Below are 25143 nucleotides of genomic sequence, written 5' to 3'. Positions count from 1 at the left end.
ATCAGCTAATTAGAATTGCCAATGGCATTGATGGCGTTTATTGATTACGCTTATTTCAATATGGCTTATTGTCGTGCTGCAAGAAAACAAGGAAGTTGATGCAATGAAAATCTTAATTTTGATGGCTTTGCTGATCACAGCAACCGCACATGCCGAAATCTATAAATGGAAAGATGCTGATGGGATGATGCATTACTCTGATCAGCCACCTAAGGGCAATAAAGCAGAAGTACTAAAGACTAAGGATTTGCCGGTCAGCTCGATGTCAGGCCAGCAGAAGCGTGAAGCCTCTGCTGCAAGCACCGTGGCGGTGAAAGCCAGCGCTCCGGCCAGCGCGCCGGTAGCAGCTGCTAAAGGTGAAAAAGACGAAAAAGCCTGCAAAGAAGCCATGGCCAGGTTGGGTTATTTACAAGGTTCAAAAAAATTCTCCAGTGTGAATGAAAAAGGCAAGCTGGAGTTTATGGAGGCCTCGCAGCGCAAAGCCGAAACCGCAAGCACAGAGGCAAATATCAAACGCTTTTGCCCATAATCTGTAAGCCCCCCCAAAAACCGCCTCTTCAGGCGGTTTTTTTTCGTCTGTTGTGGTCTGCTTTTTTGCCTGCGTTCTTTATCTTACATCCACTTGATTTGTTGTTTGATTGCTTTCTTCTAACTTTCGTTGCTCTGTAATTATTCACCAGATCTGGAAAGTTTGAGTTTATGTATTGCTAAAGTCCTTTCGTCTGCCTATCTAGAAAGACAGCAGTTTTATCTTTTTTTGATTTCAGAAAACACCTTGAGAAAAGTTGGCCATGTTTTTGTTATCCAGCATGGTTTTTTGTCAGTATTAAGTGGTGCGAAGGAGAATGAATATGCATGAACATACCAGCCAGACATCGATTAAAGATGTGATGCGTTTGCATGATATTGACGAAGTTGATCTTGAAGTGGTTCGTAAATACGGCGCGTTGGTTGTGCCCAGAATGGGTGAGTACATTACGCATTTTTATGAATGGATGCGTGAGCTGCCAGAGTATCAGACGCTGTTTGCGAATGATGAAGTTAAGAAACGTGCACAAAATGCCCAGCTTACCTATTGGAAAACATTCTTTGCGGGGCATTTGGATGATTCGTATATGGAAGATCGCCGCCGTTTGGGCGAAACACATGCACGGATTGGTTTGTCTTTACCCAGCTATTTTGCAGGAATGAATTACTCATTTGTCCTGTTTACAAAAAAATTATACGACGGTGGTTTATTTAGCGAGGAATACGGTAAAGCAGTCGCGGCAATTACCAAGCTATTGCATCTGGATACCACCATTGTGGTTGAAACCTATAGCCGTTTGATCAATGAAAGAATTAATGAGCAAAGCCGCGCATTAATGGAAATGTCTACGCCTGTGACGATGATCTGGCAGGATATTTTAATGCTGCCTGTGGTGGGAATTATTGATTCAAAACGGGCGCAGGACATTATGGCGGCCATTTTATTAAAAATTGCTGAAACCCGTTCACGCGTATTTATTATGGATATTTCCGGCGTGGCGATTGTGGATTCAGGCGTGGCTAATCATTTAATTAAAATTACTAAGGCAACACGCCTGATGGGCTGTACTAGTCTGATATCAGGTGTCTCTCCTTCAATTGCCCAGACCATTGTGCACCTTGGCATTGATATTGAAGGAATGACTACCCATGCCACATTACGGGATGCCCTTGAACAAGCCTTCAAGAGCGTGGGCATCAGAATGAAAAGACTTGATGAGGTTTAGGGGGCAGTAATGGATGAGCGTGAATCCGGGGGAGGAGTTGCGATTTCTGTTGTTGAAGATGCTTTGCTTGCTTGCGTGCAAAGTGATTTGCGGCCCGCTACGATGATCGCGCTGCAAAGTAAATTATTGCAACAGGTCACGAAAATGGCTGCAAAAGGGGTCATGCTTGATTTATCCGAAGTCGACGCGCTGGACGTGGACGGATTTGCAGCCTTGGTGGATTTAACGCAAATGCTGAAAATAATGGGGGCAAAAACAGTATTTATTGGTTTCCGGCCTGGCGTCATTGCCGGTTTAGCAGCGTTAGACAGCGATTTATCAGCGTTGCGTGGCTGCCAGACTATCAGGCAAGCACTGGACTTACTTCATGAAACCTAGCATGGAAATGGCAACGGTCTGGCGAAAAATCCGCAATGATGCTGATGTGGCGATGTTGGTGGCGTACACATTTTCTTTAGCCAAGCAATGTGGTTTTTCGCCTGTGGCGATCACAGAAATAACAACGGGTGCATCTGAGCTGGCTACTAATATTGTGAAATATGCAGGCGAAGGGGTGATGTCTTTTTCTTGGGTGGTGATCAAAAATCATGAAGGGCTGGAGGTGAAGGCCGAAGATCGGGGGCCTGGTATAAAAGACCTGGAGCTCGCCATGTCTGAGCACTACAGTACCAAGGGCACATTGGGGCTGGGTTTGCCGGGAACGCGTCGTTTAGCAGATGAGTTTGAGATTAGCTCAGAGCCAGAAATAGGAACCCGGGTCCTGTTTCGCAAATGGAAGAACTAAGCCATGCACTTTGAATATGCACGTTGTTTGCGTCCTTGCTATGGCGAAGTAGTGTGTGGTGATGGCACTTTTATTAAACAAATGGAGCATGGCGTACTGGTTGGTATTCTGGATGTGCTGGGGCATGGCCCTGAGGCGCATGAGCTGGCAAGGCTTTGCGAGCAGTGGCTGGAAGAAAATAGCAGCGAAGATATCGAATGGATGCTTAAATCTTTGCATGAGCATATCCGGGGATCGCGCGGTACGGCCATTACGATGGCTTTTTTGGGGGATGATGGCAATGCGCAGTGCATTACCATTGGCAATACCGTGATGCGTAAGTTGGGAAAAGATTGTTTTACTTTTCCGGCGCAGGCGGGCACTTTGGGTATTATTTTACGCAGTATAAGAATTGAGACATTCAGTTTTAAAAGTGATGATGTTTTTGTTCTGGCGACGGATGGCATACAGGAGCATATTGCTGCGGATGATATTTTGCGTGAGCGCAGAAATACCCTGAACCAAATGGTTTCAAATTTGCTAAGCCGTTTTGGAAAGCTTTACGACGATGCCACTTGCCTGGCTATAAAGTGCACATTATGACTGAACTTGGCGTGTTGGATCTGCGATCCGAAGAAGGCGTTTTTATTGCCCGCGATAAATTGCGCCGGGCTTTGGGGTGTTTAAAACTTAACCGGATGCGCAGCGATTTTCTGCTGACGGGGTTTTACTCGCTTTGTCAGTTTGTCCGGCAGTCAACCCTGAATCACCTCTTGCCGGTAGGGGTGGATGGGGATGCACTGTGCTTTTTGGTGCAGTCTGAAGGCGGATGGGCGAAGCATTCGCTCTCTGCCTTTTTTGATGTTCAGAATACTTTATCGGATGGGGCTGTACAGCTGGCCTTCCGGATTGATCATCAGGATACTGATGCGATCTTGCAGGTTAAAAACATTATTAATGAGCAAACCCGTGATGAGCTGATGTCTGTGCTCACGGTGAGTAATGCTGAGCTGGCCGCACATAAGCAGGGGCTGGAGCAGGAGGTAGACCGCCGTGCCATGGCATTGCAGCAAAGTGAGATGCAATCAAAGGCGGTGATTGAAGGTGCGCCGATTGCCGTTATTTTGCTAGATAAGGATTGCTGTGTTACAGACTGGAACCGTGCCGCAGAGCTGACTTTCGGTTTTGCTGCTGCCGAAGTGGTGGGTTTAAAGCTGCAAAGCCTGATTCATATTGAAGGGGATGGTGATTTGCCCCTGGTGCTGGAGCGGGGATTAAGTGAAGTTACCTCCCGGATTACCACCGCAAGATTCTGGGAGTTACTCGCAAGAAACCGTTCGGGCAGCCTGCTGCCTATTGAAGTGGGAATGACCGTTTTAAGTATGGACGGGCATTGCAGTGGTACTTTGTTTGCGCGGGATATCAGCCAGCGCAAAATTGTGGAGCAAGAGCTGCAATTGGCTAAAACCAAGGCAGAAGAAGCCGCCAATGTTAAATCGAGTTTTCTGGCTAATATGAGCCATGAAATTCGCACGCCAATGAATGCGGTGATTGGTTTGTCTCATCTGGCATTAAAAGCAGAAATGCCACCGAAGCAGCGTGATTACCTTTCTAAAATACATCATGCAGGTACATCTTTATTGGGGATTATTAACGATATCCTCGATTTTTCTAAAATTGAAGCGGGTAAATTAAATATTGAAATTGCCCCGTTTGATTTAGAAACGGTGCTCAATAATGTATGCACAGTAACCACTCAGAAAGTATTTGAAAAAGGTTTGGAATTCGTTATTCATAATCCGGTTGATGTACCGCCCTGCCTGCTGGGGGATTCATTAAGACTAAGCCAGATTATGATTAATTTAGTCAATAATGCGGTGAAATTTACTGAAACAGGCGAAGTTGAAATCACCATTAGCTGCATGGAAAAAAACCATGAGCAAACGCAGTTAGAATTCAGAGTCAGAGACACCGGTATTGGTATGACCCAGGAGCAGCTGGGTAAATTATTTATGCCATTTACCCAGGCCGACAGCAGTACCACCCGCAAATTTGGAGGTACAGGGCTGGGGCTTTCAATTAGTAAAAGACTGGTTGAGTTGATGGGCGGGCGTATTTGGGCCGAGAGCGAGAGTGGTACAGGCAGTCAGTTTGTATTTACTGCCTGGTTTGGTGTAGAGCATAAAGAAATCAGAACACGCGCTATTCCTGCAGAAATCAATAATATGCGCGTGCTGGTGGTGGATGATCATGAACACGCGCGGCTTGCGATTATTGAAGTTTTAAAACGGTTTTCGGTACGTATAGAGCATGTGGGCTCAGGGCAGGGGGCGGTGGAATTATGCAGTGCAGCCCATCAGCGGGGTGATCCGTTTGGTCTGGTATTACTGGATTGGCAAATGCCAATTATGGATGGCGCTCAGGCCGCCAAAAAAATTCAGGAGATGCTGCCCGATGACACGCCTAAGATGGTGATCGTGACTGCATTTGATCGCGAAGATATATATATTCAGGCTCAAAGCTTAAATATCAGTGCCATTTTAACCAAGCCGGTAAATGCCTCTTCTTTAACGGATTGTCTGGTTTCTATTTTTGATAATGATGACGTATCTGAAGCACAGACTACGCCGCAGGATGAGGAAGAAGCCGGGCTGAAAGGGATGAGGGTATTACTCACCGAAGATAACCCGATTAATCAGCAAATTGCTACCGAATTGCTTAGCTCGGTAGGCGTGGATGTGGTGGTGGCTAACCATGGTAAAGAAGCGCTGGAAAAGCTGGAGTTTATGGGCGACATACACTTCGATGCCATTTTAATGGATATGCAAATGCCGGTAATGGATGGCTATGAAGCATCAAAGCATATTCGTGCTGATGCCCGCTACAGCCATATCCCGCTGATTGCCATGACGGCCCATGCCATGGTGGAAGAGCGCGCCCGCTGCCTTGATCTGGGTATGAATGACCATGTTTCAAAACCGATAGACCCGATTCAGTTTTTTGAATGCCTGAAACACTGGCGGGTTACAAGGCCTGATGGCAAGCCCAAGCCCGTAAAGGCCAGTGCCGCATCAGCAGAAATTACGCCACCTCTGCAGACTGCACCTGAGCCAGTGCCTGCACCTGCAGCGTTTGCGCCACCTCCCTTATCGCAACCAGTCGCTCCGGCCATCACGCCAGCACCTGCAACCCCGGCTGGCAGGCAGGAGCTGGATGTAAAAGTAGGGCTGGGGTATGTGCTGAATAATCCTTCACTTTATTTACGGATGCTGAAGCAGTTTTGCGGTAGTGAAGCCGATTGTGTGCAAAGAACGCATGCCGCATTGCTTGCTAATGAGCTGGAGCCTGCTTTACGTTTTTCTCATACCTTGAAAGGGCTTAGTGCAACACTGGGCGGAACCAGGGTTTCAGAAATTGCAGGGCGGATTGAATCGGCTATTTCGCACGGCGGTGGCTTGAATGAGGTGAGAGAAGATTTGCTCTTGCTCGAAAAACATCTGAGCGTGCTGATGCGTGAGGTCAATGATTATATTAATGGCGAAGACCCCTTTGCCAATGCGCCCGCACCCTCAGGCAGAATGCCCGCCAAAGAATTACAAAATTTGCTTTCCTGGCTTGAGCGTTTATTGATGGATATGGACGCGGAAGCCCTTACCGTCATGGGCAAATATGGGGATGCGATGGCCGATTTCTTTGATCCGGCAGAGTTTGCTGCATTTAGAATTGCGCTGGAGAAATTCAATTTTGGCGATGCTTTGCCTATCTTGCAAAGAATGAGCTCAAGTATCGCGGTGTCCTAGCAGGCGGCCGGCTTATCCTGCGCCGCCCTTTTTTGTTACTTTACCTTCCAGCGCGCGCTGCCTGCGTACTTCCTTAGGGTCTGCCAGCAGTGCGCGGTAAATCTCAACCCTGTCTTTTTCGCGCAAAACGGTATCTGCTTTGCAAGCCTTGGAAAAAATGCCGATTTTATTGCCCGATAAATCAATTTCCGGGAAAAAATCTAAAATACCTGATTGCAAAATGGCTTGTTCAGCGGTGGTGCCGGCCGCCACTTTAATAGCAATCAGCTTTTGCAGTGCAGGTGTGGCATAAACGACTTCCACATTGATTAATGTACTCATGGTGGCTCAGAGAATTTTTAAGGATGAATTTTATCGGCTTGTTTAATAAAAGCATCTACAAAGGTGCTGGTGATTTTATTAAATACCGGGCCAATAATCATTTCTAAGCTGCGGCTGGAAAACTCGTAATCCAGCTCAAATTCAACTTTACATGCGTCTTCCATCAGCGGAATAAAACGCCACACGCCATGCAGGGCCTTAAACGGGCCATCCACAAATTGCATATCGATCAGATGCTTTGATTTGATATCACGGGTGCGAAAAAAAGTTTTTACCTTCAGAAACTCGATTTTTACCGTGACATCTAAAATGGTTTCGCTGCGCTCATGTATCTCAATGCCGCCGCACCATGGCAGAAACTGCGGGTAGTTTTCAACGCGATCAACCAGATCAAACATTTGATCTGCTGAGTGCGTCACCAATACGGTTTTACGAATAGACTGCATAGGGTTTCTTTATAGGGCGGCCGGACTGATTTCTATCCGCCGCAATCGATAGTTTGTAGCGTAAAATGCCGGACTTCCAGCAAGCACACCAGATGTAAAAAAATGACCGAGCATCGTAACCCCGACCACTCCATGACGCAACTTGAAAACATCCGCATGCCACCGCATTCGGTTGAGGCTGAGCAATCTGTGCTTGGTGGCCTGATGCTGGATAACAGCTCTTTTGACAAAATTGCGGATACCTTATTTGAAGCCGATTTCTACCGTGATGATCACCGCCGTATCTTTGCCGTAATCGCTAAGCTGGTTGAATTAGGCCGGCCCGCCGACGTAATTACCGTGGCCGAAGCGCTCGATACTCATGAAGAGTTATCTTACGTAGGGGGCCTGGCTTATTTGGGCTCTTTGGTGCAAAACACGCCTTCAGCGGCCAATATCCGCCGATATGGTGAGATTGTCCGCGAAAAATCAGTGATGCGCCAGCTTGCATCTGTGGCCACCGATATTGCCGATGCTGCTTACAGCCCCAGCGGGCGTGAAGCTTCCGAGCTGCTCGATCAGGCCGAATCGGCCGTGTTTCAGATTGCCGAGCAATCGTCCCGCGGCCAGAAAGGCTTTATCGGCATGCCGCCGATTTTAAAAGAAATTGTTGAGCGCATCGATCATCTGTTCCAGCAAGATAATCCATCTGAAGTCACTGGTGTGGCAACTGGGTTTTTGGATCTGGATCGGATGACTTCGGGCATGCAGGCTGGCGATTTAATTATTGTGGCAGGCCGTCCTTCCATGGGTAAAACGGCGTTTTCGGTGAATATTGCCGAGCACGTTGGGATTGAGCTGAAGCTGCCGGTGGCGATTTTCTCCATGGAAATGGGCGCAACTCAGCTGGGTATGCGTATGGTGGGTTCGATTGGGCGCATCGATCTGCATAAGCTAAAAACCGGCCGCTTTGAAGATGAAGATTGGGTGCGTCTGACTCACGCGGTGGGCCGTATGAATGAAGCGCCGATTTTTATTGAAGAAACCGGCTCATTAACTGCTCTGGATATCCGCACCAAGGCGCGGCGCTTAGCACGGCAATGCGGCGGCCAGCTGGGCCTGATCGTGATCGATTACTTACAATTGATGGCAGGGCGGGCAGGCGCAAAAGACCAGAACCGCGCGACCGAGCTGGGTGAAATTTCCCGTGGCTTGAAATCACTGGCTAAAGAGCTGAAAGTGCCGATTATTGCGCTCTCGCAGCTTTCCCGTTCTGTGGAGCAGCGTACCGATAAGCGCCCGATGATGTCTGACTTGCGTGAATCGGGCGCGATTGAGCAGGATGCGGATTTGATTTTATTTATGTACCGCGATGAATACTACAACCCGGACAGTCAGTTTAAAGGCCTTGCCGAATGTATTATCGGTAAACACCGTAACGGCCCCGTGGGCAAGATTCCGCTGGTGTTTGTGGGCCAGCATTCCCGCTTCGAAAACGCCTTGGTTCGCCCGGATGGCTGGTCGAGTGATCTTGAATAAGTGGTGAGCAGAGTGGGCAGCCACTCGCTCGTTGTTTACCCTGTAAAACCGAGCCATCCTAAAGTTTGGTATGCATCTTTTGCAGGGTGGGTTGCACCCAATCCTGTCAACTTAAGCAAAACCTGCGGGAGATAACGTTTTTGTAGGTTGGGTTAGCTGGTTTATTCGCCTGTTTAAGGGCGGACAAGCCAGCGTAACCCAACATTTATAGGCAAAAGAATGTTGGGTTACGCGATAGATCGCTGAGCGAGGCAAACCTCGCACGCAGGCTGCTAACCTAAGCTACAAGCTCTCCGTAAGTTGATAGAGCCGGGGTTGCACCCGCCCTAAGCTGCAACACCCCCAGTCCCAAATGCTTCCGCATGAATCCGCTCCGTACTTACCCCCATGGTTTGCAATGATTTGATCTGGGCTTGCATAAAGGCCAGCGGGCCGCAGAGGTAGTAATCGGCGTCGGGCAAAATCACCTTTTCTGCGATTCTAGCCAGATCCACATGGCCCAGGTGATCGTGGCTGTGCTTCGGGCAGGCTTCGTCATAAAACACCGTTTTTTCAATGCTGGATTCTTGCGCTGCCAGCTGATTTACCACCTGTTTAAACGCATGTACGTCACCATTGCGGCAGCCGTGTACAAAGCGTATCGCTCTGTCGCTGCCGGTTTTAACCAAGTGTTTCAGCATAGCCATCATTGGGGTAATGCCCACGCCGCCGCTGATTAACACCACCGGGCTTGTGCGATCCTGATGCAGTACAAAATCACCCGCTGGCGGGGCCAGATCGATCACATCGCCAACTTTTACCCTGTTGTGAAGCAGATTAGACACCTGGCCAATGAGATTGCCGGTTTGCTCACGTTTGACGGATATACGCAGGTAGTCGTTGCCCGGCGCATCAGACAAGCTGTATTGGCGCGGCTGCATCAGATTCCATTCCGGCACAAACATCCTTACCGAAATATATTGTCCTGGTGTGTAATCGGGCACGCAGCCACCATCAGCAGGGCGTAAATAGAATGAGGTGATTTCGCTGCTTTCCTGCTCTTTTTTGGCTACCACAAAACCACGCCAGCCAGTCCAGCCCCCTTGTTTTAAAGCGGCTGCAGCATAAAGCTGCGCTTCTTCGGCAATCAAGACATCCGCCAGTTGCCCGTATGCGGCAGCCCATGCGGCGATTAATTCATCAGTAGCGGCAGCCCCCAATACTTCACGGACAGATGCCAGCAAATGGTGGCCCACAATCGGGTAGTGCTCCGGGCGGATGCCAAGGCTGATGTGTTTGTTTGCGATATGGGTGAGCACCGGGGCGAGCACGCCAGGGTTGTCGATATGTTCAGCGTAGGCCGCTACCGCCATGGCGAGAGCCTGCTGCTGGGCGCCTGACTGCTGATTGCCTTCGTTGAAAATTTGTTTCAGCTCCGGATTGTGCTGAAACATCCGTGCATAAAAATGCGTGGTGAGCGCAATACCGTGTTGTTTGAGGACAGGGGCGGTGGCGCGGACTAAGTCGCGTTGAGCATGATTAAGCATGGTATCTCCGTTCTTTTTTAAATGTGCATATAATTTACCTATTTAAGAGGGGGTTGAAAAGTAAAAATTGCATTTTGCGGGGCAGAGGCGGGGGTTTTGCAAATGACAGGCTACTGTCTGATGTCAGCTTGCTGGCTGAAATGCCGCTTATCGCTGAAAAAACGGTAAGGCTTATTGTCAGCCAGCGTTTGCCCGCCACAATCCATAAAGCTTATTGCTGCATGATATTTATGGAGGACGGACGATGGATCAGCGCTTAAAAATTTTGGCCTTAGCCTTGGTGGCGAGTGTGGGGCTTTATGCCTGTGGTGGCGGAAGCAGCGGCTCATCGTCTGGCACTGCGCCAGTGGCCGCGAATCCGACTTCCGTGCCCACTACGGTGCCCACAGCCGTTCCAACGCCAACGCCTGCCCCCAATGGTGGCGCATATGCCCAGGGCACGGTTACCGGCTTTGGCAGTGTGATTGTGGATGGCGTTACGCTGGATGACAGCAGTGCCAGCTTTCAGGTTGAGCAGGATCCCTCGGCCAGCAGCACCGGCACCAGTAATGACATCAAGCTGGGCATGAAGGTGGAATCCGATCAGGGCAGCGATGACAAAATCAAAACACTAACGGCCTTACCTGAGGTTTACGGGAAAATCTCAGAATTAGTTACAGGTTCTGGCTTTAAGCTGGCGGGGCAAACCATCAGAGTTTCTACCGATGCAGCCGCTCCCACGGTATTTGAAGGCGCCAGCGTGCTGGCTGATTTGCTGGTCGGCGATATTGTAGAAGTACACGGCAGCCGCGATGCCACAGGTGTGATTGTGGCCACCCGCATCGAGCGTAAAGACCCGGCCAGCGCGGTAATGGTGCGTGTAGTCGGCGTGGTCAGCGCCTTGGACAACACGGCTAAAACGCTGGTGGTGAGTGGCTTAACGGTGAACTTTAGCGGCGCAAAACTTCGCCCGGATGGCGTGGTACTGGAAAATGGTCAGCTGGTCGCAGCATGGAGCGATCAGGCGATTAGCGCCGCCAGTGTGATGACAGCCAAAGCGCTGAAAGTCAAAAAGCCTCAGGCCGGTGACGGGTTGAAAATGCAGATTGGTGGCTTGATTGCCAGTTTGGATACCAAGGTGGTGAGTTTTAAATTAGGCGAAGTAGTCGTTGATGCCAGCAAGGCCAAGTTTGAGGGGGGCGTAGTGACCGATCTGGCTAATGGCAAGCCGGTGCGGGTGGGCGGTGTGTGGCAGACCGATAAGCTGGTGGCCTCAGGTGTGAAATTTGTAAAAGACAGTACTGACGCCAAAGTGTCGCTCAGTGGCGTAGTCACAGATTATATTTCTTTGGCCAGCTTTAAAGTACGTGGTGCTTTAGTCGATGGCAGCGCGGCGACATTTGATGGCGGTGCGGCAAGCAATCTGGCCAATGGCGTGCAGGTGAAAATAGAGGGGAGTGTCAGTAATGGCACGGTGCAGGCTAAAACAGTGAAAATTGATACGCCTGTTGCAACCACTCCACCGCCCAATGCCAGCCAGACAGCCAGTGTGGCTGTACGGACGATTACCGGTGAGGTGAAGGATTACGACAGTAAAACGGGTAAGTTCACCCTGAGCGGGGTGAAGCTCAGCTTGCAAATCAATGATAAAACGGAATTCGGCACGGTAGGCTCGGATGTGGTCACCAGTAAGAACGACTTGATCAATGGGGCTAAGGTGCTGGTCCGTGGTGAAATGCAGGCGGATGTATTGATGGTTAAGGAAGTGCGCTTCCAGCCTAAAGTTGAGCCACCCGTAAAATTGGGCGGGGTGATCAGCAGCGTGACGGCCAGCCAGTTCAAACTGAATGGCGTGACGATACTTTGGAGCGCAACAACGCCTGTGGATGGTGGGAAAACGGCTGATGTGGTGAACGGGGTCAACATCAGTGTGACCGTGCTTAAAAATGGCGATAAATTACAAGCGCAGCAAATTGAAATCAAAGGCCGTGTTGCAAGCACTCTGGAAGTAAAAGGCGCTGTGGGTGATTTTGTTTCGCTGAGTAATTTTAAAGTGGCGGGTCAAAAGGTTGATGCCAGCAAGGCTGAAATTAAGGATGGAAAAAGCGCAAGTTTGGCAAATGGCCGTGTCGTCAACGTGAAAGGCGTGCTGACAAACGGCGTGCTGATGGCTGGTCAAGTGTCCTTTGCTGATTAAGGGCATGCCGGGGAATGAGGAAATTCATGACTTAGCATCGTTGTTTTAGAGGAAAAAAAAGCCACTCATTGACGAGTGGCTTTTTCTTGAGCCTTGCAGGGCAGGTGAAAATCAACTCTGGCCATTTAAGCAGAATTCATGGGGCAGTGGTTCTATCGCGTAATCCAATATAATTTTGCGCCAAATATTGGATTACGCTGACTTATCGGCCTTGAATGGGTGAATAAACCCGCAGACCAAAGCATACAAAGCGGGTGCGTTGTTATTCCGCCAACAGCAGCGCTAAAGCCGCGCTCACGTCATCAGGTGCAACGCCTTCGCTCAGGCTGACTGGCGCATCAGCTGTAATGGTGGCCACACCTTCTTTTTTAAGTTTGGCGATCCATTGCCCGGCTTCCTTGCCTTGGGCAAAGCCAGTGCTTTGCAGCAGCAGGCGCCCATCGGCGGCGCTGAAGTTAAAGTAAAACAGGCCATCTTCCAGCCGGAATTGTTTAAACAGCGGCAGCGCGGCTTTTTTCTCCGCTTTGGCGGCAGGGGCGGCAATGGCTTGCATGGCACGCAGGCCCAGCGATTCGCGTACTTTCTTTAATAATGGCGCAGCCGTGGCTCGCGCTTTGGCAGCGCCAGCCTGCAGCAGCGCTTCAATTTCTTCCGGGTGAGCCATCAGGGCGTTGTAGCGTTCACGCATCGGTGCAATATCGCGCTCGATTAAATCCAGCAGGCGTTTTTTAGCATCGCCCCAGCCAAGACCCGTACGCAGCTCGTCTTTAAATTGCCGGGTTTCTTCCTGTGAGGCAAAGGCTTCAAAAATCGTAACAAGGTGCGAGTTGTCCGGGTCTTTTGCTTCACCTGGCAAGAGGCTGTTGGTCACGATTTTGGCGATGGCTTCTTTCATCGCTTTCTGGCCACCTTCAAACAGCGGAATGGTGTTGTCGTAGCTTTTGCTCATTTTGCGGCCATCAAGGCCCGGCAGTGTGGCAACGTGCTCTTCAATATGCGCCTCTGGCAATACAAATAAATCGCTGCCCTGACCAAATAAATGGTTAAAGCGGGCTGCTACATCGCGCGCCATTTCAATATGCTGAATCTGATCGCGGCCCACCGGCACTTTGTGCGGGTTAAACAGCAGAATGTCGGCAGCCATTAAAATAGGGTAGCAAAACAGGCCCATGGTAATGCCTGCGTCAGGGTCTTCACCTGCGGCCTCGTTGGCATCTGTGCTGGCTTTGTAAGCATGGGCGCGGTTCATCTGGCCCTTGGCGGTTACACAGGTCAGCAGCCAGTTCAGCTCAGTGACTTCAGGTACATCGCTCTGGCGGTAAAAAGTTACGCGTTCCGGGTCCAGCCCCGCAGCCAGCCAGGTAGCGGCAATCTCCAGACGCGAGCGCTCGATCCGGGCGGGGTCATCGCATTTAATCAGCGCATGATAATCGGCCATAAAAAAGAAACAGTCACTATCCGGGCTTTGGCTGGCAACAATTGCCGGGCGAATCGCCCCTACATAATTGCCCAAGTGGGGCGTACCTGAAGTGGTAATACCGGTAAGAACACGCAAACTCATCACTTTTTCCTATATCGCACGCTGCAAGAATGGCAGCAAGTCTAGCAGGCGACGGGCGCTTGTGTAAGCACAAAATGATTGAATAAAATCGTGCGTTGCAGATTTTTTGAAAAATAAAACAGGCTGTTTAATTAAAAAATTTTTTTAATATTCCAATCTTTTTTGTATTTAGCCGGGTGTTTGCAGTTGCTGTTTGATATTTTTTGGTTTTTTAATTCTTGATGTGTTGTGCGGCCATTATATTTGTACCTGATTGTGGCTTTGTTGTTTTTTCTAAATATGCAGAGCAGTTCAGATATAAACGTGGTACTAAAAATATAATGATTGTTGTGATTGATTGTGGTGTGTATTCTCTTTGGTTGAATATGCTATTTGGGTTGCGTGCGTTTGCGTAAAATTTAGGGGTGACTCATGAAGAAAATTTTAGTGCATGTATTGTTTTTTTTCATATCGGGGATAGCATGGGCTGATGCTGCCCGTGGATATTTTGGCTATGGATATTCAATAGAAGCAGATGGATTTTTTTGGGACCCAACTTTGCAGTCAGTCACTATTACAAAAATAGCACCTGCATCACCCGCTGCCAAAGCAGGAATATTAGAGGGTGACCAGGTGCTTGAGTTAGAAGGTCATGTTATTGCAGGGGCTAAAGGTAATGAAATCTCAGCGTTAAGTAAAAAACAAATTGGCCAAACTTTAAGGCTGCGTTTAAAACATGTAAATGGTGTGTTATATCCTGTAGCAATGATTGCTATTGCCAAACCATAATCTGCAAACAGTAGTTTTTATAAGGGGAAAACATGGAAACAAAACAAGGAAGCTGCCATTGCGGAACTGTGGTGTTTGAGGTGGATTTAGCGCAGGGCTTCGAGAATTTACGCCGCTGCAATTGCTCCTTATGCAGCCGCAAGGGGGCGATTATTGCCAGTGTGCCGGTTGAAGGTTTACGGGTGATTAAAGGGGAGAATATGCTCTCCATTTATCAATGGAATACCAAAATTGCAAAGCATTATTTTTGCAAAGTCTGTGGCATTTATACCCATCACCAGCGTCGCAGTAATCCATCGCAATTTGGTTTTAATGTGGCCTGCATTGCCGGAGTAAACCCTTTTGAATTAGGTGAAATTGGTGTGGGCGATGGGGCAGCACAGGCTTTGTTGCAGGGTTGATTTTTTAGTTTTGTTGTGGAGGTGTATTGATCACCGCCTCAATCCGGTAACCATCTGGGTCAATCACAAAAGCCGCGTAATAGTGCCCGCCATAATCTGGCCGTAATCCGGCCGGGCCATTATCCTTGCCGCCATTTGCCATGGCTGCTGTATAAAATGCTTCAACTTCTGCCTGATTCTTAGCTGAGAAGGCTAAATGAAATCCTTGCCCTATGGCAACGTATTTGCATAATTTGATTGCAAATTTGTCGCCTCCGCCTTGAATGCCATAGCCCACTGCCGCATCATCATCTTCTAAATCTTCCCATACCCGTATATAGCCAAGCGGGGCTAATACGGCGTCATAAAAAACGGATGAGCGCTGGATGTCTGTGACGCCAAATGATAAATGGTGGAGCATGTTTTCACTTTAATTAATATGAGTGGTTTTATTGGGTGAGAAATAATAGATCAGTGGCACGCAACCATAGGGTAATGGTGCGGCTGAATCGAAAGTATCAAATCCGGCCTGAGTATAAAAGCCAACTGCATTGGGCGATGAATTAACACGCAAATGGCCACGGGGTGATTGAATCTGGCAAATTTCCAATGCTGTTTTTAATAGGTTTTTTCCTGCGCCTTGGCCATGGAATTCGGGTAATACATATAGCTCGGCTAAGTTCCAAAAGTGTTTTACTAAAATGGTGCCTATAACACGTTCTTGATGCACACATTGCAAAAATAAATGTTGATTGCCAAAGCGAGTAATTGGCTGCGATATGGGGTATTAATTCATTGCATTCTGCCTGGCTAAGGCTATCCATTGAGCCTATTGCCTGGGTGGCAATCAATAGGGCTTGTTCGATATCGGTAGTGGTGGTGATGAGCATGGCAATCCATTTCCTATCGTAAGGGGAGAACGCTTTTATTTAACTTAGACGCAATTCATAACACACTTCATGTAATGGATGGCCTGTGAGTGCGGTAGTGCTGCGTGTTTCACCCGTATTTTTAAAACCGCAACGCTCATAAAGCCCCCTTGCCGGGTGATTTTCTGTAATGCACCACAACAGGATGCGCTGATAAGCAAAGTGCGTTGCCATGGTGATGGCGTCTTGCATCAATTTAAACCCAAGCCCGCTGCGCCATGCACGTGGTGCAACGTTAAGCGCCCAGAGTTCGGCGCTGTGGGCACTGCTTTCAAAACGAGGCTTGCCCAGTACATAAAAACCCAAAGATTGATTCTGCTGATCGGCCATCGCCAGATAAAAATCCCGCGATGGTGCGGCTAGCCTGGTTTGCAGTGATTCAAGATGGGCGGCTGGGTCCAGTGCTTTTAAAAAATCCTCTGGCATAAACGGCATATAAGCGGCTTGCCATGCGGCAACGCGAATTTAGGCGATGGACAAGGCATCAGCGGCTTGAGCTGGGCGAATGAGGATGGTTTGGGGCGTTTGTTTGTTTGGCATATGGTGCATGGTTAACCCCTGTCTTTTTGTGGGAAGAAATACCGCCCGGCCAGCTTAATCAGGATATGCAAAACCTTGATATGCAGCTCTTGCACTCTGTCTGCATAAATGCCCGCAGGGGGCAGTATGGCTGAGGGCTTCAGTTCAGGGCAGTACTGATCAGACAAAACAATGACTCGCACTGAGTGCCTGCGCTTTGGACAGCAGGTATGAAAGAGTCAGCAGAGCTTCGGGCTGGCTCTAAGTAATATGTTTGATCATGAGCGATTAAATATATCCGGTTAATAAAGCCTTAGCCCATTCCGGCCGCTGCCTTGCCTGCGCGAGTTTGGCCATGGCTTTATATTTGTAAGGAACGGCGATTAAGCTGCCGGACCAGCTGCCTTTGCCTTGCTCCACAATGGCGTAACGGGCGTCGGGGCTGCCGTTTTCTACCTTATGCGGATAGGGGTGAATATCGTCGTAAGCGGGCAGGCCCACGCTGCCGGGATTGATTATCAGCTGGCCTAAGCTGCTGCGCATCATTCGTGGAATATGCGTATGGCCACAGGCAACTAAGCCTGCCCGCACATCGCCCAGGCGTTGCTGGATTTCTGCCTGAGTAGCCAGGCGCAGCCGCGCTGGCTCTATTGTTTCCATAAAGTATTCAACATCGCTGCGCGGCGTGCCGTGGCATAGCAATACATCAGAATTAAGCGGCGCACAGCTGCGCAATGCAGCCAGCCATGCCCATTCTTTAGCCCCCAGCTGGCTGTGCGCAAATGCATCGGATGCATTCATATCCTTTGCTGCCAAAAGCTGGCGCTCATGATTGCCCGCCAGATGCACCCAGTCTTGCGCCATTAAAAACTGCGCTGTTTCAAGCGGCATTAAGGGGCCGGAAAGGCTGTCTCCCAGATTGACCACCGCATCCGCGCCACGGCGGGCAATATCTTTAACCACGGCTTCTAAGGCGGGTAAATTACCGTGAATATCTGAAACAAGGGCAAGGCGCATAGGGTTTCCTGTATGGGGCTTATGATTTGCCGTGTGTATTTGCAGGGTGGATTGCGGCCAGGATACAGCAGTGCTCAGCCCATTGCTTGGCCTGCCCCCTTGCCTCTTTTTACTGATTCAACTCTTTTAACTCTGCCTCACACCAGTGCTGTTCATCAGCGGGCACTTGCTCAAGACAGGCGATGGCCGCAGCGCGGTGTAGTTCAAACGCATCGTTCTGGTCTTTTTGAGCGATGGCCAGTACGGCATGGGCGAAAAACAGCTCGAAGGCGGGCGCATTATTTTGCGTGCAGATCTCTAAGCAGCGCCGGGCCGCTTGCACCGCTTCTTCTTTAAGCCCGGCTTGCAAGTTGCTGCGGCAGAGGCGATATTCGGCGCGCTCGGTTTCCAGCCAGGTGCCTGCCAGCTTCCAGTACTTAAGAGCGCTTTGCGCTGCCAGCAGCATGGCGGCTGTTTCGGCGTCGCTGCGAAGGGGTTTTTCTTCCAGTACGCCGGCAAGATTATTGCCACCCACTGCAAGCGCGCGATGAGCAGGGGGCTGGTCAGGCAGGGCGATATGTTGCGTACAGGTCATCAGCGCTTGTGAATAGCTGTCTATGGCCATAGCCAGTTTTTGCTGTGCAGCAAACAGGCTGCTTGCCGTTGCAAGTGTAATGGTCTGCTCAAGCGGCGTAAGCGAAGCCAGCGCATCCTGATCGCCCCGGCCATATTTGAGGGTGGCGGTGCCCGCTGCAATGGCGCTGACTGCGGCTGGCTCGCTTGTTAAACGGGGGAGCGATTGCAGCAGGGCAATGCCCGCATCCCAATCCGCCAGATGCTCGCCATACACATGGGTAATTAAGCGGGTAAAAGCCTGAATCTGGCTGGCTGTTTGCGCCAGTTGGGGCGAGTGGCTCAGCCGTTCTGCAACAGCTAAGGGCTGATCGCCATGATCTGCCCATGCTGTTGTAATAAAATCATCAAAAGTCATTAGTCGTCTTGCTGTATATGTAAGTACACAGAGGGTAAAGGACGTTTATGACATAAGCAAGATTGGCGTGAGGATTGCTAAGGATTACACCGCTATTTCTCCACACAACGCTGGCTCAGCGGCTTGATTTTCTGTGGAAGTGTAAGAAATGGCATTTTGTTATGGGGCGGATTGTTTCAATCCCCAATGCAATACCTTTGTAACTTGTATTGCATTGGGCAGGGGGATTTAAGGTTTTACCTGCAAATAGGGAGAAGTATTCAGTACTCCATTAATGGAGCATCCGCCAGAGAGCTGGGCATTCAGGCCAAGGATGGTCTCGCTGCCATTGTCATTAATAGTGGCAACAACCTTGTTGGGGCCACAAACACCGCCACCCAGTGGAGAATTAATCGTGACGGCCACATTATCCAGTGTGAACTGAGTGGCTGTATCCACATGGCCGGTCCATGGCGCAAGCGCACTGGCATTGGCTTTGATCAGCTTACACAGGGTGGCACCTTTGAAGGTTGCGTTGGTGATACGAATATTGCCGTAGCCATCCACCGTGCCGCTGAATACCGTGTTGCAATTAAAATCAATCCCCAGCTTGCCCACCGTGGCTGTGCCCACGGCAGAAAAAGGCAGTGCTGCGCCTCCCGGGCCAGGGGGTGTAATGGTGACGGCATTGGCGGGCGCCGCGGATAATATGAGAGTAAAAAGAGTGGCAGAAATGGTCTTGAGCATGTGCATGGCCTTATAAAGTGAATAACACAAGATGGCGCTGCGCTCTTAGCAAAAGAGCTTTGTTGTGTTTAGCAAGGCATCTGCTGCCCGGCTACCATCTTATGCTTACAATACAATGACGTTTGCATGAGGTTATTGAGCTTTGTCAATATTTACAAATATAAAAATATAAACGTTAGTTTCAAGAAAGTATTTGTTTGTGGCCAGCCATGCTAAAAATTCTTTTTTGAGATCATCACTGAATAACGCCATCACAAAGCCTCTTCATTTCAGAGTTCTGTGTTTAAGCTACGCAGCAATCGCCGATACTTTCAGCAGGCAATCTGCAAAAGCAACTTTTCCATCGTCTTCACATAGCGCTGCCAGCTCCTGCAGATAGGCCGTATGAAACTGCTGGCGTGGCTCTGCGGCTAAAAATGCCAGGTCATAACAGCCTTCAAACCATGCCCAAACTTCATCCGGCGTGTAGCGGCGGCTGATCGTGATTTTTTCAATTTTAATTTGCGTGAAAAAAGGTGTCAGTGCGCTGATGATGCTTTCTTCTTCAGTAAGGCGTTGGTCGCCAAAACGCAGCGCTTTTGCGCTTTCGTGCTGGTAAAGCGCCCGAAGCCGCCTTACATAGGCATCCATCACCGCACTGGCCGGTGCTGCCGTGCCAATGATAAAAGAGAAGCGCCCATTGGGCCGGAGCACGCGATGAATTTCGCCCAGAACCACATCCAGCTGATCCATCAGCATCAGGGCCATATGGCAAAGCACGATATCGCAGCGCTGGTTTTCTACAGGTAAGGATTGTGCCTTGCCCTGGTGCAAAGTGGCGCGATCGCCCAGCCTGTGCCGCGCCGCTGCCAGCTCGCCAGTGCTCATATCAACACCGATAAGGGTGCGGGCAGGCAAAAGAGAGAGCAAAAAGCCATCGCCACAGGCCAAATCCAGTACGGTGGCATCACTTGCCACGTCTTTTGCAAGGCATTCGTAAGATGAAGCATAGAGCCGCCCGCCCATAGCCGCGCTCAGCGATTGAAAAGAATGGGACGTAATACCGGGCTGCTGATTATGAAAATCAATTAAAAATTGCTCGGACAGGGAGGTGTTCATTAGGTTTTATCTGTGTGTGCGATGCAGGCTTGCGCTGCTTTTAAGTTATTTTGTTTCATATATATAGTTAGTAATGATTTGATTTTTTAATCGTGCTGAGCGCCGGGTGCAGAAAATAAGCCCCGGATATGCCGAAGCCAGAATATATATAAAACTGGGATGGCGAATAGCCCTGGCAGGGCGAGCCACCATTCACTTTGAAACTGGCTTAATGCATCTTGTGGATGAATTGAGGCGTTATCTGTCAGCGATACCCATTCCCAGATGCAGGAAATAAAATTATTCAGCATATGAATAGCAATGGGCAGCCACAGGCTGCGGGTTTTGAAGTAAATCAGGCTGAATGCGATGGCGGAAAGAAAGTGACCTAATAACTCAGTGTGCAAGCTGGCAAATAGCGCCGAGCTTAAGATTATTCCCCAGTACACCCCAAAGCGATTGGCCCAGCGGTTGAGTAAATAGCCTCTGAATATAAACTCTTCAAGAACAGGGCCAATGATAGTGATGAGGATGAAGATTAAAAAATTATAAAGTACCTCTCCTTTTAGCATTTTGACAGAAGAATCATTGCTGAGCCAGCTGCGTACATGGTCAGGAAAATAGACAGATATTGGATAAAAAACAGCGTAGGTACAAGTCAGTGTGAGTGCTATTAAGGGAATGGCAAGTAAAACCCACCACCAACCTTCAGGTGGTTTGCCGAGTAATTCGCGCCAGCTTAAAAACTCATTCTTTAAAATATATAAGTGCAGCAGAAGAAATATGCTGGTAAATAGAAAAATGCTTGAAATAAGTTGCTGGATTAAATTGCTCTGTAATGCGTGTGCTACTGAAAAAAATATAATCGAGACTATTCCAAATATGAAAGATAAGGCTGCTGAAAATAGTAAAACTATACGGAAAGGGGTGTTGCTAAATAAATGAGGAGTATTAAATTTTTTCATTTTTTTATTTTTAATGATCCGGAACGGGCAATATTCGATGTATTTCATGCCCTTTAGTGCTAAAAAATACTCTGACCAATTGGATTACATACTCTGCATCCCCTGATTTAAATCTGATTATTTTCAGGCAATAAGAGGGGGCTTTTCGCTTCAATCACAATGGTTTTCGCGGCCACATCATGAATGGCCCGGCGGTCTTTGCGTGCGGGAATAAGGAGCAGGGATACGATGCCTAAGCTGCATTTTATAAAAAAGCGGCCATAGGCTTGAGGCCCGCTTATTCTGCTTAGATCAGAATGGTTTCTGACCCTGAAACGCATCAGATACTGGCCAAGGCTGCAGGCGAGCACGGTAGCAATGGGCTCATAGCAAAGCAGCAGCACGATAAACAGCCCGAATGCTGATTCGTGAAAGAGAGGCTCCAGCGGTGAGTTGGAAGTTGCCCACAGGATCAGTAAAACCACTAAAAAATCAATCAAGGATGCGGTATAACGCCTGAAAATGCTGGGGTATTGCATTTTAATTACTTGTGTTTGTAAGTATATCCAAGTATCTCTTCTTTGAATTACTTACACAAGCATTAACCATGCATATGGTATAGGGGCTGAGTGGGAATAAGGAGGCGGAATTTATCCGCTCTCCTTATTTTTAAGCCATCGTTTGTGGGCAGGGCTTAAAACCGGCCATTAATAGCAAAGCCAAAGAAAGGGATTTTCTTAGCTTTTTCATTATTCAGCTCGTTGCCATTGCTATCCAGAATGGTGAACTTGCCGCCCGCAGCCACACCGGTGTAAGCATCGAACCGCCAGTTGGGTTGTATTTTATAAGCCGCGTGTAAAAAGACCGGGGCATATTGCTCTTCTAATACACCATCCGGTGCCAAGGGGTTATTTTTGGCTAAGCGATACTGAAACTGACGCATGGCCGCACCGGCTCCAACCTCAAATTGAGGCGTAAGTGCCCAGCTGAGCTCCAGCCCGGCAGGGCCGACGGGCCCAACGGTAAAGGGATTGGCCAGTGTCAGGCTGGGGGTGATTTTCCAGTCGATAATCAAGAAAGGAAAGCCCTGAGTTTTTTCTAACTGACGGTACACCCCCGCGCCCACGCCCAATACTAAAGTAGGTGAAAAAGCGTGTGCCACAGAGGCATTCATGCCGTAAATCCAGCTTTCTTTGGTGTCAGCATTTTTTTCTTTGCTATTGCTGGCGTCAAAGGTCGCAGAGTAAAACCAGGCATTTTGGGAGCTATAGCGATAGGGCACAGAAAAAGTAACTCTTTCTAACTGCTTCCAGGGCTCGCTGACTTTCCATGGGTTTTGGTCAAAGTGCCATGTTTCACGGGCCAATTGAAGATTAACCCCAATATTGTGCCGCTGGTTAATATCGTGATTGATGCCAAAGTTTGCTTGCAGGCTTTCCAGCCTGGCCTGACCACCATCATCAAAATCAAACTTGGGCGTGCCAAGCGGAGTAATGGTCATGTCAACATTGGTGCCTGCATGGGCAAAACCAATCGTTGCAAGTAAAAGTGTGAGCAGTGATGATTTAAGCATTGGGGCTCCTGAAGATCTGGCTTAGGTAGTAGGCGGTTTACGCTAGCTATCTTAATGAGCCTGGGTGAAGTTTTTTGTGTTTGCGACAGAAAGCCGTCAGAGAGGATTAAGTGCCGAATTTAAGGGGCCAGTGGATTGGGATTATTTACCCGTCAGTCATCTATACTTAAGCCAGTATGTGTTTGTATTTCAAACTTGCTTACATTTTTTTGCTATTTAATGACAGGTATTTTGTCTGGCTGGAATGTTTATTTGTAAATACTGAATGCCGGGGCTTTAGCGCAAATCTGAGGGATGGGCTTTTTGATGCAGTGATAAGGGAGCATCTTCATTTTTTTTAACAAGAGAGGGCAAGCTCAAAAAACGGATGGTTGTTGCCGGGCCAATAAAGTGCATCCCTGTGCGTGCCGCAATGTTTAAAACAGGCCGTATTTATGCAGAATCATTGCATATCAGGTTTTTATGATTTGGGTGTTGCGGCCCTGATATGCAATGAGGGTTGATTTAATTCATATTTGGCGAAACGGTGGGGCGGTCTTGTAAATCACGCAATAATTCTTTGTCATACACCTTAACGCTGCTGCGATCTTTGCGTGGAATATTGCTGCCGGTTACATATTCCTTTTCATCCATCTCGGCATATTGCTTATTTTCTGCCGGAACACTGCTGCATGCGCTGGCGAGTAAGCTTAAGGCAATGATTGCGATGTTTTGTTTACGCACGGAATTACCTGTTTGTCATATCGAGAGGTATTCTTATAATGTGACAATGTTTTTCTGTCAACAGGGGTAAGTGGGTACGGCAGGCTTTAAGTGAAAATCACTTCTTTCTGTTTCTGAGCGTTCGCTGATGAAGCACGTAGTGGGCAGCTTTGGTAGAATCGCTCTTTTACGCCAACGAAACAGCACTCATGTTAAATATCTACAACACACTGGCCCGCGAAAAACAGCATTTTCAGCCGATTACAGACGGCAAGGTGAATATGTATGTCTGCGGCATGACCGTATATGACTACTGTCATCTGGGACACGCCCGCATGGTGGTGGTGTTTGATATGGTGTCACGCTGGCTGAGGGCATCGGGCTATCAGCTTACCCATGTACGCAATATCACTGATATTGACGACAAAATCATTAAACGTGCTTTAGAAAACGGTGAAGCGATTAATACGCTGACCAGCCGATTTATTGCTGCAATGAATGAAGATTTTGATGCGCTTGGCGTAATTCGCCCGGATTACGAGCCACGCGCGACTGAACACGTGCAAGGCATGCATGATTTAATCGCCAAGCTGATTGCCAATGGCCTGGCTTATCCTGCGCCTAATGGCGATGTTTATTATGCCGTGCGTAAGTTTGAAGGCTACGGCAAATTATCCGGCAAATCGCTGGATGATTTGCGTGCAGGCGAGCGGGTTGATGTGGACGTGAATAAACAAGATCCGCTGGATTTTGTGCTCTGGAAAGCCGCTAAAGCCGAAGAACCGCAAGATGCAAAATGGGCTTCCCCTTGGGGTGAAGGGCGTCCTGGCTGGCATATCGAATGTTCGGCCATGAGCTGCCATCACTTGGGCAGCCATTTTGATATTCATGCGGGTGGCTCAGACTTGCAGTTTCCGCATCACGAAAATGAAATTGCCCAATCCGAAGGCGCACACGGCCATGCTTATGTGAATTACTGGATGCATAACGGCTTTATTCGTGTGGATAACGAAAAAATGTCCAAGAGCCTGGGCAATTTTTTCACCATTCGCGAAGTGCTGGAAAAATACGATGCTGAAGTAGTACGCTTCTTTATCTTGCGCGCCCATTACCGCAGCCAGCTGAATTACAGCGATGCTCATCTGGATGATGCGAAAGGCGCATTAAGCCGCTTTTACACCACACTGAAAAATGTGCCTGCTATTGAGTCAGAAATCGACTGGACCAGCAGCTACGCTCTGCGCTTTAAAGCAGCCATGGATGATGATTTCAATACCGTTGAGGCAGTAGCGGTGTTGTTTGAGCTGGCGCTGGAAGTCAATAAACAGCAATCGGGAGAATTGGCCGGGCAGTTAAAAGCCCTGGGTGCGATCCTGGGTCTCTTGCAGCGCGAGCCGCAAGCTTACTTGCAAGCCAGTATTGGCGAAGCAGAGGGCGAGTACAGTGCGGCAGCGATTGAAGCGTTGATTGAAGGGCGCAAAGCCGCCCGCGCCGCTAAAAACTTTGCCGAGTCAGATCGGATCAGAGACGAGCTGATTGCCGCTGGCATTGTGCTGGAAGACAGCGCTCAGGGCACAACCTGGCGCCGTGGCTGATTGTGCATGGCGGGTTAAAGCTCGCCGTGTTGCAGCAACCGGGGCATTGAGCCCTTAGCCAGAGCTTACTTAGGCCCA

27 protein-coding genes are annotated in these 25143 nt (G+C 48.8%); 11 read left to right on the top strand and 16 right to left on the bottom strand.

The window, feature by feature from the left end; all coding sequences use genetic code 11:
- Positions 1 to 103: 103 nt before the first annotated feature.
- From HA050_RS05420 to HA050_RS05395, 6 genes are all read left to right on the top strand, one after another.
- Positions 104 to 529 carry a DUF4124 domain-containing protein gene (locus HA050_RS05420; protein WP_166823060.1) on the top strand — a complete coding sequence of 142 codons (426 nt, stop codon included), beginning with the start codon at positions 104 to 106 and terminating at the stop codon, positions 527 to 529.
- Between the two features lie 322 nt (positions 530 to 851).
- Positions 852 to 1754: a protoglobin domain-containing protein gene (locus HA050_RS05415; protein ID WP_205836302.1), complete on the top strand. Its 903-nt coding sequence runs from the start codon at positions 852 to 854 to the stop codon at positions 1752 to 1754.
- A gap of 9 nt (positions 1755 to 1763) precedes the next feature.
- Positions 1764 to 2132 (top strand): STAS domain-containing protein, encoded by a 369-nt coding sequence (locus HA050_RS05410; protein WP_115227722.1) that lies wholly within the window; start codon positions 1764 to 1766, stop codon positions 2130 to 2132.
- Between the two features lies 1 nt (position 2133).
- Positions 2134 to 2538: an anti-sigma regulatory factor gene (locus tag HA050_RS05405; protein ID WP_205836301.1), complete on the top strand. Its 405-nt coding sequence runs from the start codon at positions 2134 to 2136 to the stop codon at positions 2536 to 2538.
- 3 nt (positions 2539 to 2541) lie between these two features.
- Positions 2542 to 3120 carry a SpoIIE family protein phosphatase gene (locus HA050_RS05400; RefSeq protein ID WP_166823054.1) on the top strand — a complete coding sequence of 193 codons (579 nt, stop codon included), beginning with the start codon at positions 2542 to 2544 and terminating at the stop codon, positions 3118 to 3120.
- Entirely contained in the window at positions 3117 to 6317 is a 3201-nt protein-coding gene (locus HA050_RS05395; RefSeq protein WP_166823051.1) for a PAS domain-containing hybrid sensor histidine kinase/response regulator, read from the top strand. Before HA050_RS05400 ends, HA050_RS05395 begins: the two co-directional genes overlap by 4 nt.
- Positions 6318 to 6329: 12 nt before the next feature.
- Here the strand turns inward: HA050_RS05395 and HA050_RS05390 are convergent, their stop codons facing one another.
- On the bottom strand, positions 6330 to 6638 hold the full coding sequence (locus HA050_RS05390; RefSeq protein WP_166823048.1) for an RnfH family protein: 309 nt from the start codon (positions 6636 to 6638) through the stop codon (positions 6330 to 6332).
- A 17-nt stretch (positions 6639 to 6655) separates the two neighbouring features.
- Positions 6656 to 7084 carry a type II toxin-antitoxin system RatA family toxin gene (locus HA050_RS05385; protein ID WP_166823045.1) on the bottom strand — a complete coding sequence of 143 codons (429 nt, stop codon included), beginning with the start codon at positions 7082 to 7084 and terminating at the stop codon, positions 6656 to 6658.
- Between the two features lie 102 nt (positions 7085 to 7186).
- On the opposite strand from HA050_RS05385, the gene dnaB reads away from it, so the two are divergent.
- A complete protein-coding gene (gene dnaB, locus HA050_RS05380) occupies positions 7187 to 8602 on the top strand; it encodes a replicative DNA helicase (protein ID WP_099399493.1) in 1416 nt (471 codons plus the stop codon).
- A 326-nt stretch (positions 8603 to 8928) separates the two neighbouring features.
- Here the strand turns inward: dnaB and hmpA are convergent, their stop codons facing one another.
- Positions 8929 to 10128 (bottom strand): NO-inducible flavohemoprotein, encoded by a 1200-nt coding sequence (hmpA, locus tag HA050_RS05375; protein WP_166823043.1) that lies wholly within the window; start codon positions 10126 to 10128, stop codon positions 8929 to 8931.
- A 244-nt stretch (positions 10129 to 10372) separates the two neighbouring features.
- On the opposite strand from hmpA, the gene HA050_RS05370 reads away from it, so the two are divergent.
- Positions 10373 to 12304 carry a DUF5666 domain-containing protein gene (locus HA050_RS05370; protein ID WP_166823040.1) on the top strand — a complete coding sequence of 644 codons (1932 nt, stop codon included), beginning with the start codon at positions 10373 to 10375 and terminating at the stop codon, positions 12302 to 12304.
- Between the two features lie 262 nt (positions 12305 to 12566).
- Here HA050_RS05370 and HA050_RS05365 read toward each other — a convergent pair whose 3' ends face one another.
- Positions 12567 to 13868, bottom strand: a complete 1302-nt coding sequence (locus HA050_RS05365) for a tryptophan--tRNA ligase (RefSeq protein WP_308418887.1) — start codon at positions 13866 to 13868, stop codon at positions 12567 to 12569.
- Between the two features lie 408 nt (positions 13869 to 14276).
- Between HA050_RS05365 and HA050_RS05360 the strand changes: the two genes are divergently transcribed.
- Both HA050_RS05360 and HA050_RS05355 read left to right on the top strand, forming a co-directional pair.
- Positions 14277 to 14633 (top strand): PDZ domain-containing protein, encoded by a 357-nt coding sequence (locus HA050_RS05360; RefSeq protein ID WP_166823034.1) that lies wholly within the window; start codon positions 14277 to 14279, stop codon positions 14631 to 14633.
- Positions 14634 to 14665: 32 nt separating this feature from the next.
- Complete coding sequence (locus HA050_RS05355; RefSeq protein WP_166823031.1) at positions 14666 to 15034, top strand: GFA family protein; 369 nt, start codon at positions 14666 to 14668, stop codon at positions 15032 to 15034.
- A 4-nt stretch (positions 15035 to 15038) separates the two neighbouring features.
- Here HA050_RS05355 and HA050_RS05350 read toward each other — a convergent pair whose 3' ends face one another.
- The 12 genes from HA050_RS05350 to HA050_RS05295 all read right to left on the bottom strand — a co-directional run bounded on the left by HA050_RS05350 (position 15039) and on the right by HA050_RS05295 (position 23491).
- A complete protein-coding gene (locus HA050_RS05350) occupies positions 15039 to 15434 on the bottom strand; it encodes a VOC family protein (protein WP_166823028.1) in 396 nt (131 codons plus the stop codon).
- Between the two features lie 9 nt (positions 15435 to 15443).
- On the bottom strand, positions 15444 to 15782 hold the full coding sequence (locus HA050_RS22580; protein ID WP_369698415.1) for a GNAT family N-acetyltransferase: 339 nt from the start codon (positions 15780 to 15782) through the stop codon (positions 15444 to 15446).
- A 160-nt stretch (positions 15783 to 15942) separates the two neighbouring features.
- A complete protein-coding gene (locus HA050_RS05340; protein ID WP_166823022.1) occupies positions 15943 to 16377 on the bottom strand; it encodes a GNAT family N-acetyltransferase in 435 nt (144 codons plus the stop codon).
- Between the two features lie 116 nt (positions 16378 to 16493).
- Entirely contained in the window at positions 16494 to 16664 is a 171-nt protein-coding gene (locus HA050_RS05335; protein WP_166822127.1) for a phosphoheptose isomerase family protein, read from the bottom strand.
- Between the two features lie 85 nt (positions 16665 to 16749).
- A complete protein-coding gene (locus tag HA050_RS05330; RefSeq protein ID WP_166823020.1) occupies positions 16750 to 17478 on the bottom strand; it encodes a metallophosphoesterase family protein in 729 nt (242 codons plus the stop codon).
- 109 nt (positions 17479 to 17587) lie between these two features.
- Positions 17588 to 18448 (bottom strand): hypothetical protein, encoded by an 861-nt coding sequence (locus HA050_RS05325; protein ID WP_166823018.1) that lies wholly within the window; start codon positions 18446 to 18448, stop codon positions 17588 to 17590.
- A gap of 228 nt (positions 18449 to 18676) precedes the next feature.
- Complete coding sequence (locus tag HA050_RS05320; RefSeq protein WP_166823017.1) at positions 18677 to 19174, bottom strand: PraA/PraB family alkane oxidation protein activator; 498 nt, start codon at positions 19172 to 19174, stop codon at positions 18677 to 18679.
- A gap of 288 nt (positions 19175 to 19462) precedes the next feature.
- Positions 19463 to 20272 (bottom strand): class I SAM-dependent methyltransferase, encoded by an 810-nt coding sequence (locus tag HA050_RS05315; RefSeq protein ID WP_166823016.1) that lies wholly within the window; start codon positions 20270 to 20272, stop codon positions 19463 to 19465.
- Between the two features lie 86 nt (positions 20273 to 20358).
- Positions 20359 to 21264, bottom strand: a complete 906-nt coding sequence (locus HA050_RS05310; protein ID WP_166823015.1) for a CPBP family intramembrane glutamic endopeptidase — start codon at positions 21262 to 21264, stop codon at positions 20359 to 20361.
- 59 nt (positions 21265 to 21323) lie between these two features.
- Positions 21324 to 21734: an RDD family protein gene (locus HA050_RS05305; protein WP_166823014.1), complete on the bottom strand. Its 411-nt coding sequence runs from the start codon at positions 21732 to 21734 to the stop codon at positions 21324 to 21326.
- A gap of 155 nt (positions 21735 to 21889) precedes the next feature.
- Positions 21890 to 22768, bottom strand: coding sequence for a DUF6268 family outer membrane beta-barrel protein (locus HA050_RS05300; protein WP_166823013.1), 879 nt, complete (start codon positions 22766 to 22768; stop codon positions 21890 to 21892).
- A 504-nt stretch (positions 22769 to 23272) separates the two neighbouring features.
- Entirely contained in the window at positions 23273 to 23491 is a 219-nt protein-coding gene (locus HA050_RS05295; RefSeq protein ID WP_166823012.1) for a hypothetical protein, read from the bottom strand.
- Positions 23492 to 23679: 188 nt separating this feature from the next.
- Between HA050_RS05295 and cysS the strand changes: the two genes are divergently transcribed.
- Complete coding sequence (gene cysS, locus HA050_RS05290) at positions 23680 to 25065, top strand: cysteine--tRNA ligase (protein ID WP_166823011.1); 1386 nt, start codon at positions 23680 to 23682, stop codon at positions 25063 to 25065.
- Positions 25066 to 25143: the final 78 nt, after the last annotated feature.

It is taken from the genome of Iodobacter violaceini (assembly GCF_011601265.1).
Lineage (GTDB): Bacteria > Pseudomonadota > Gammaproteobacteria > Burkholderiales > Chitinibacteraceae > Iodobacter > Iodobacter violaceini.
This window is presented reverse-complemented; position numbering and strand designations above follow the sequence as displayed.

Coding starts and splice junctions, on each gene's coding strand:
- dnaB (WP_099399493.1), top strand. CDS start 7,187: ATGACCGAGCATCGTAACCCCGACCACTCCATGACGCAACTTGAAAAC.
- HA050_RS05310 (WP_166823015.1), bottom strand. CDS start 21,264: ATGAAATACATCGAATATTGCCCGTTCCGGATCATTAAAAATAAAAAA.
- HA050_RS05420 (WP_166823060.1), top strand. CDS start 104: ATGAAAATCTTAATTTTGATGGCTTTGCTGATCACAGCAACCGCACAT.
- HA050_RS05300 (WP_166823013.1), bottom strand. CDS start 22,768: ATGCTTAAATCATCACTGCTCACACTTTTACTTGCAACGATTGGTTTT.
- HA050_RS05415 (WP_205836302.1), top strand. CDS start 852: ATGCATGAACATACCAGCCAGACATCGATTAAAGATGTGATGCGTTTG.
- HA050_RS05355 (WP_166823031.1), top strand. CDS start 14,666: ATGGAAACAAAACAAGGAAGCTGCCATTGCGGAACTGTGGTGTTTGAG.
- hmpA (WP_166823043.1), bottom strand. CDS start 10,128: ATGCTTAATCATGCTCAACGCGACTTAGTCCGCGCCACCGCCCCTGTC.
- HA050_RS05385 (WP_166823045.1), bottom strand. CDS start 7,084: ATGCAGTCTATTCGTAAAACCGTATTGGTGACGCACTCAGCAGATCAA.
- HA050_RS05350 (WP_166823028.1), bottom strand. CDS start 15,434: ATGCTCCACCATTTATCATTTGGCGTCACAGACATCCAGCGCTCATCC.
- HA050_RS05410 (WP_115227722.1), top strand. CDS start 1,764: ATGGATGAGCGTGAATCCGGGGGAGGAGTTGCGATTTCTGTTGTTGAA.
- HA050_RS05370 (WP_166823040.1), top strand. CDS start 10,373: ATGGATCAGCGCTTAAAAATTTTGGCCTTAGCCTTGGTGGCGAGTGTG.
- cysS (WP_166823011.1), top strand. CDS start 23,680: ATGTTAAATATCTACAACACACTGGCCCGCGAAAAACAGCATTTTCAG.
- HA050_RS05340 (WP_166823022.1), bottom strand. CDS start 16,377: ATGCCGTTTATGCCAGAGGATTTTTTAAAAGCACTGGACCCAGCCGCC.
- HA050_RS05320 (WP_166823017.1), bottom strand. CDS start 19,174: ATGCTCAAGACCATTTCTGCCACTCTTTTTACTCTCATATTATCCGCG.
- HA050_RS05315 (WP_166823016.1), bottom strand. CDS start 20,272: ATGAACACCTCCCTGTCCGAGCAATTTTTAATTGATTTTCATAATCAG.
- HA050_RS05390 (WP_166823048.1), bottom strand. CDS start 6,638: ATGAGTACATTAATCAATGTGGAAGTCGTTTATGCCACACCTGCACTG.
- HA050_RS05400 (WP_166823054.1), top strand. CDS start 2,542: ATGCACTTTGAATATGCACGTTGTTTGCGTCCTTGCTATGGCGAAGTA.
- HA050_RS05360 (WP_166823034.1), top strand. CDS start 14,277: ATGAAGAAAATTTTAGTGCATGTATTGTTTTTTTTCATATCGGGGATA.
- HA050_RS05325 (WP_166823018.1), bottom strand. CDS start 18,448: ATGACTTTTGATGATTTTATTACAACAGCATGGGCAGATCATGGCGAT.
- HA050_RS05395 (WP_166823051.1), top strand. CDS start 3,117: ATGACTGAACTTGGCGTGTTGGATCTGCGATCCGAAGAAGGCGTTTTT.
- HA050_RS05405 (WP_205836301.1), top strand. CDS start 2,134: ATGGAAATGGCAACGGTCTGGCGAAAAATCCGCAATGATGCTGATGTG.
- HA050_RS05305 (WP_166823014.1), bottom strand. CDS start 21,734: ATGCAATACCCCAGCATTTTCAGGCGTTATACCGCATCCTTGATTGAT.
- HA050_RS05330 (WP_166823020.1), bottom strand. CDS start 17,478: ATGCGCCTTGCCCTTGTTTCAGATATTCACGGTAATTTACCCGCCTTA.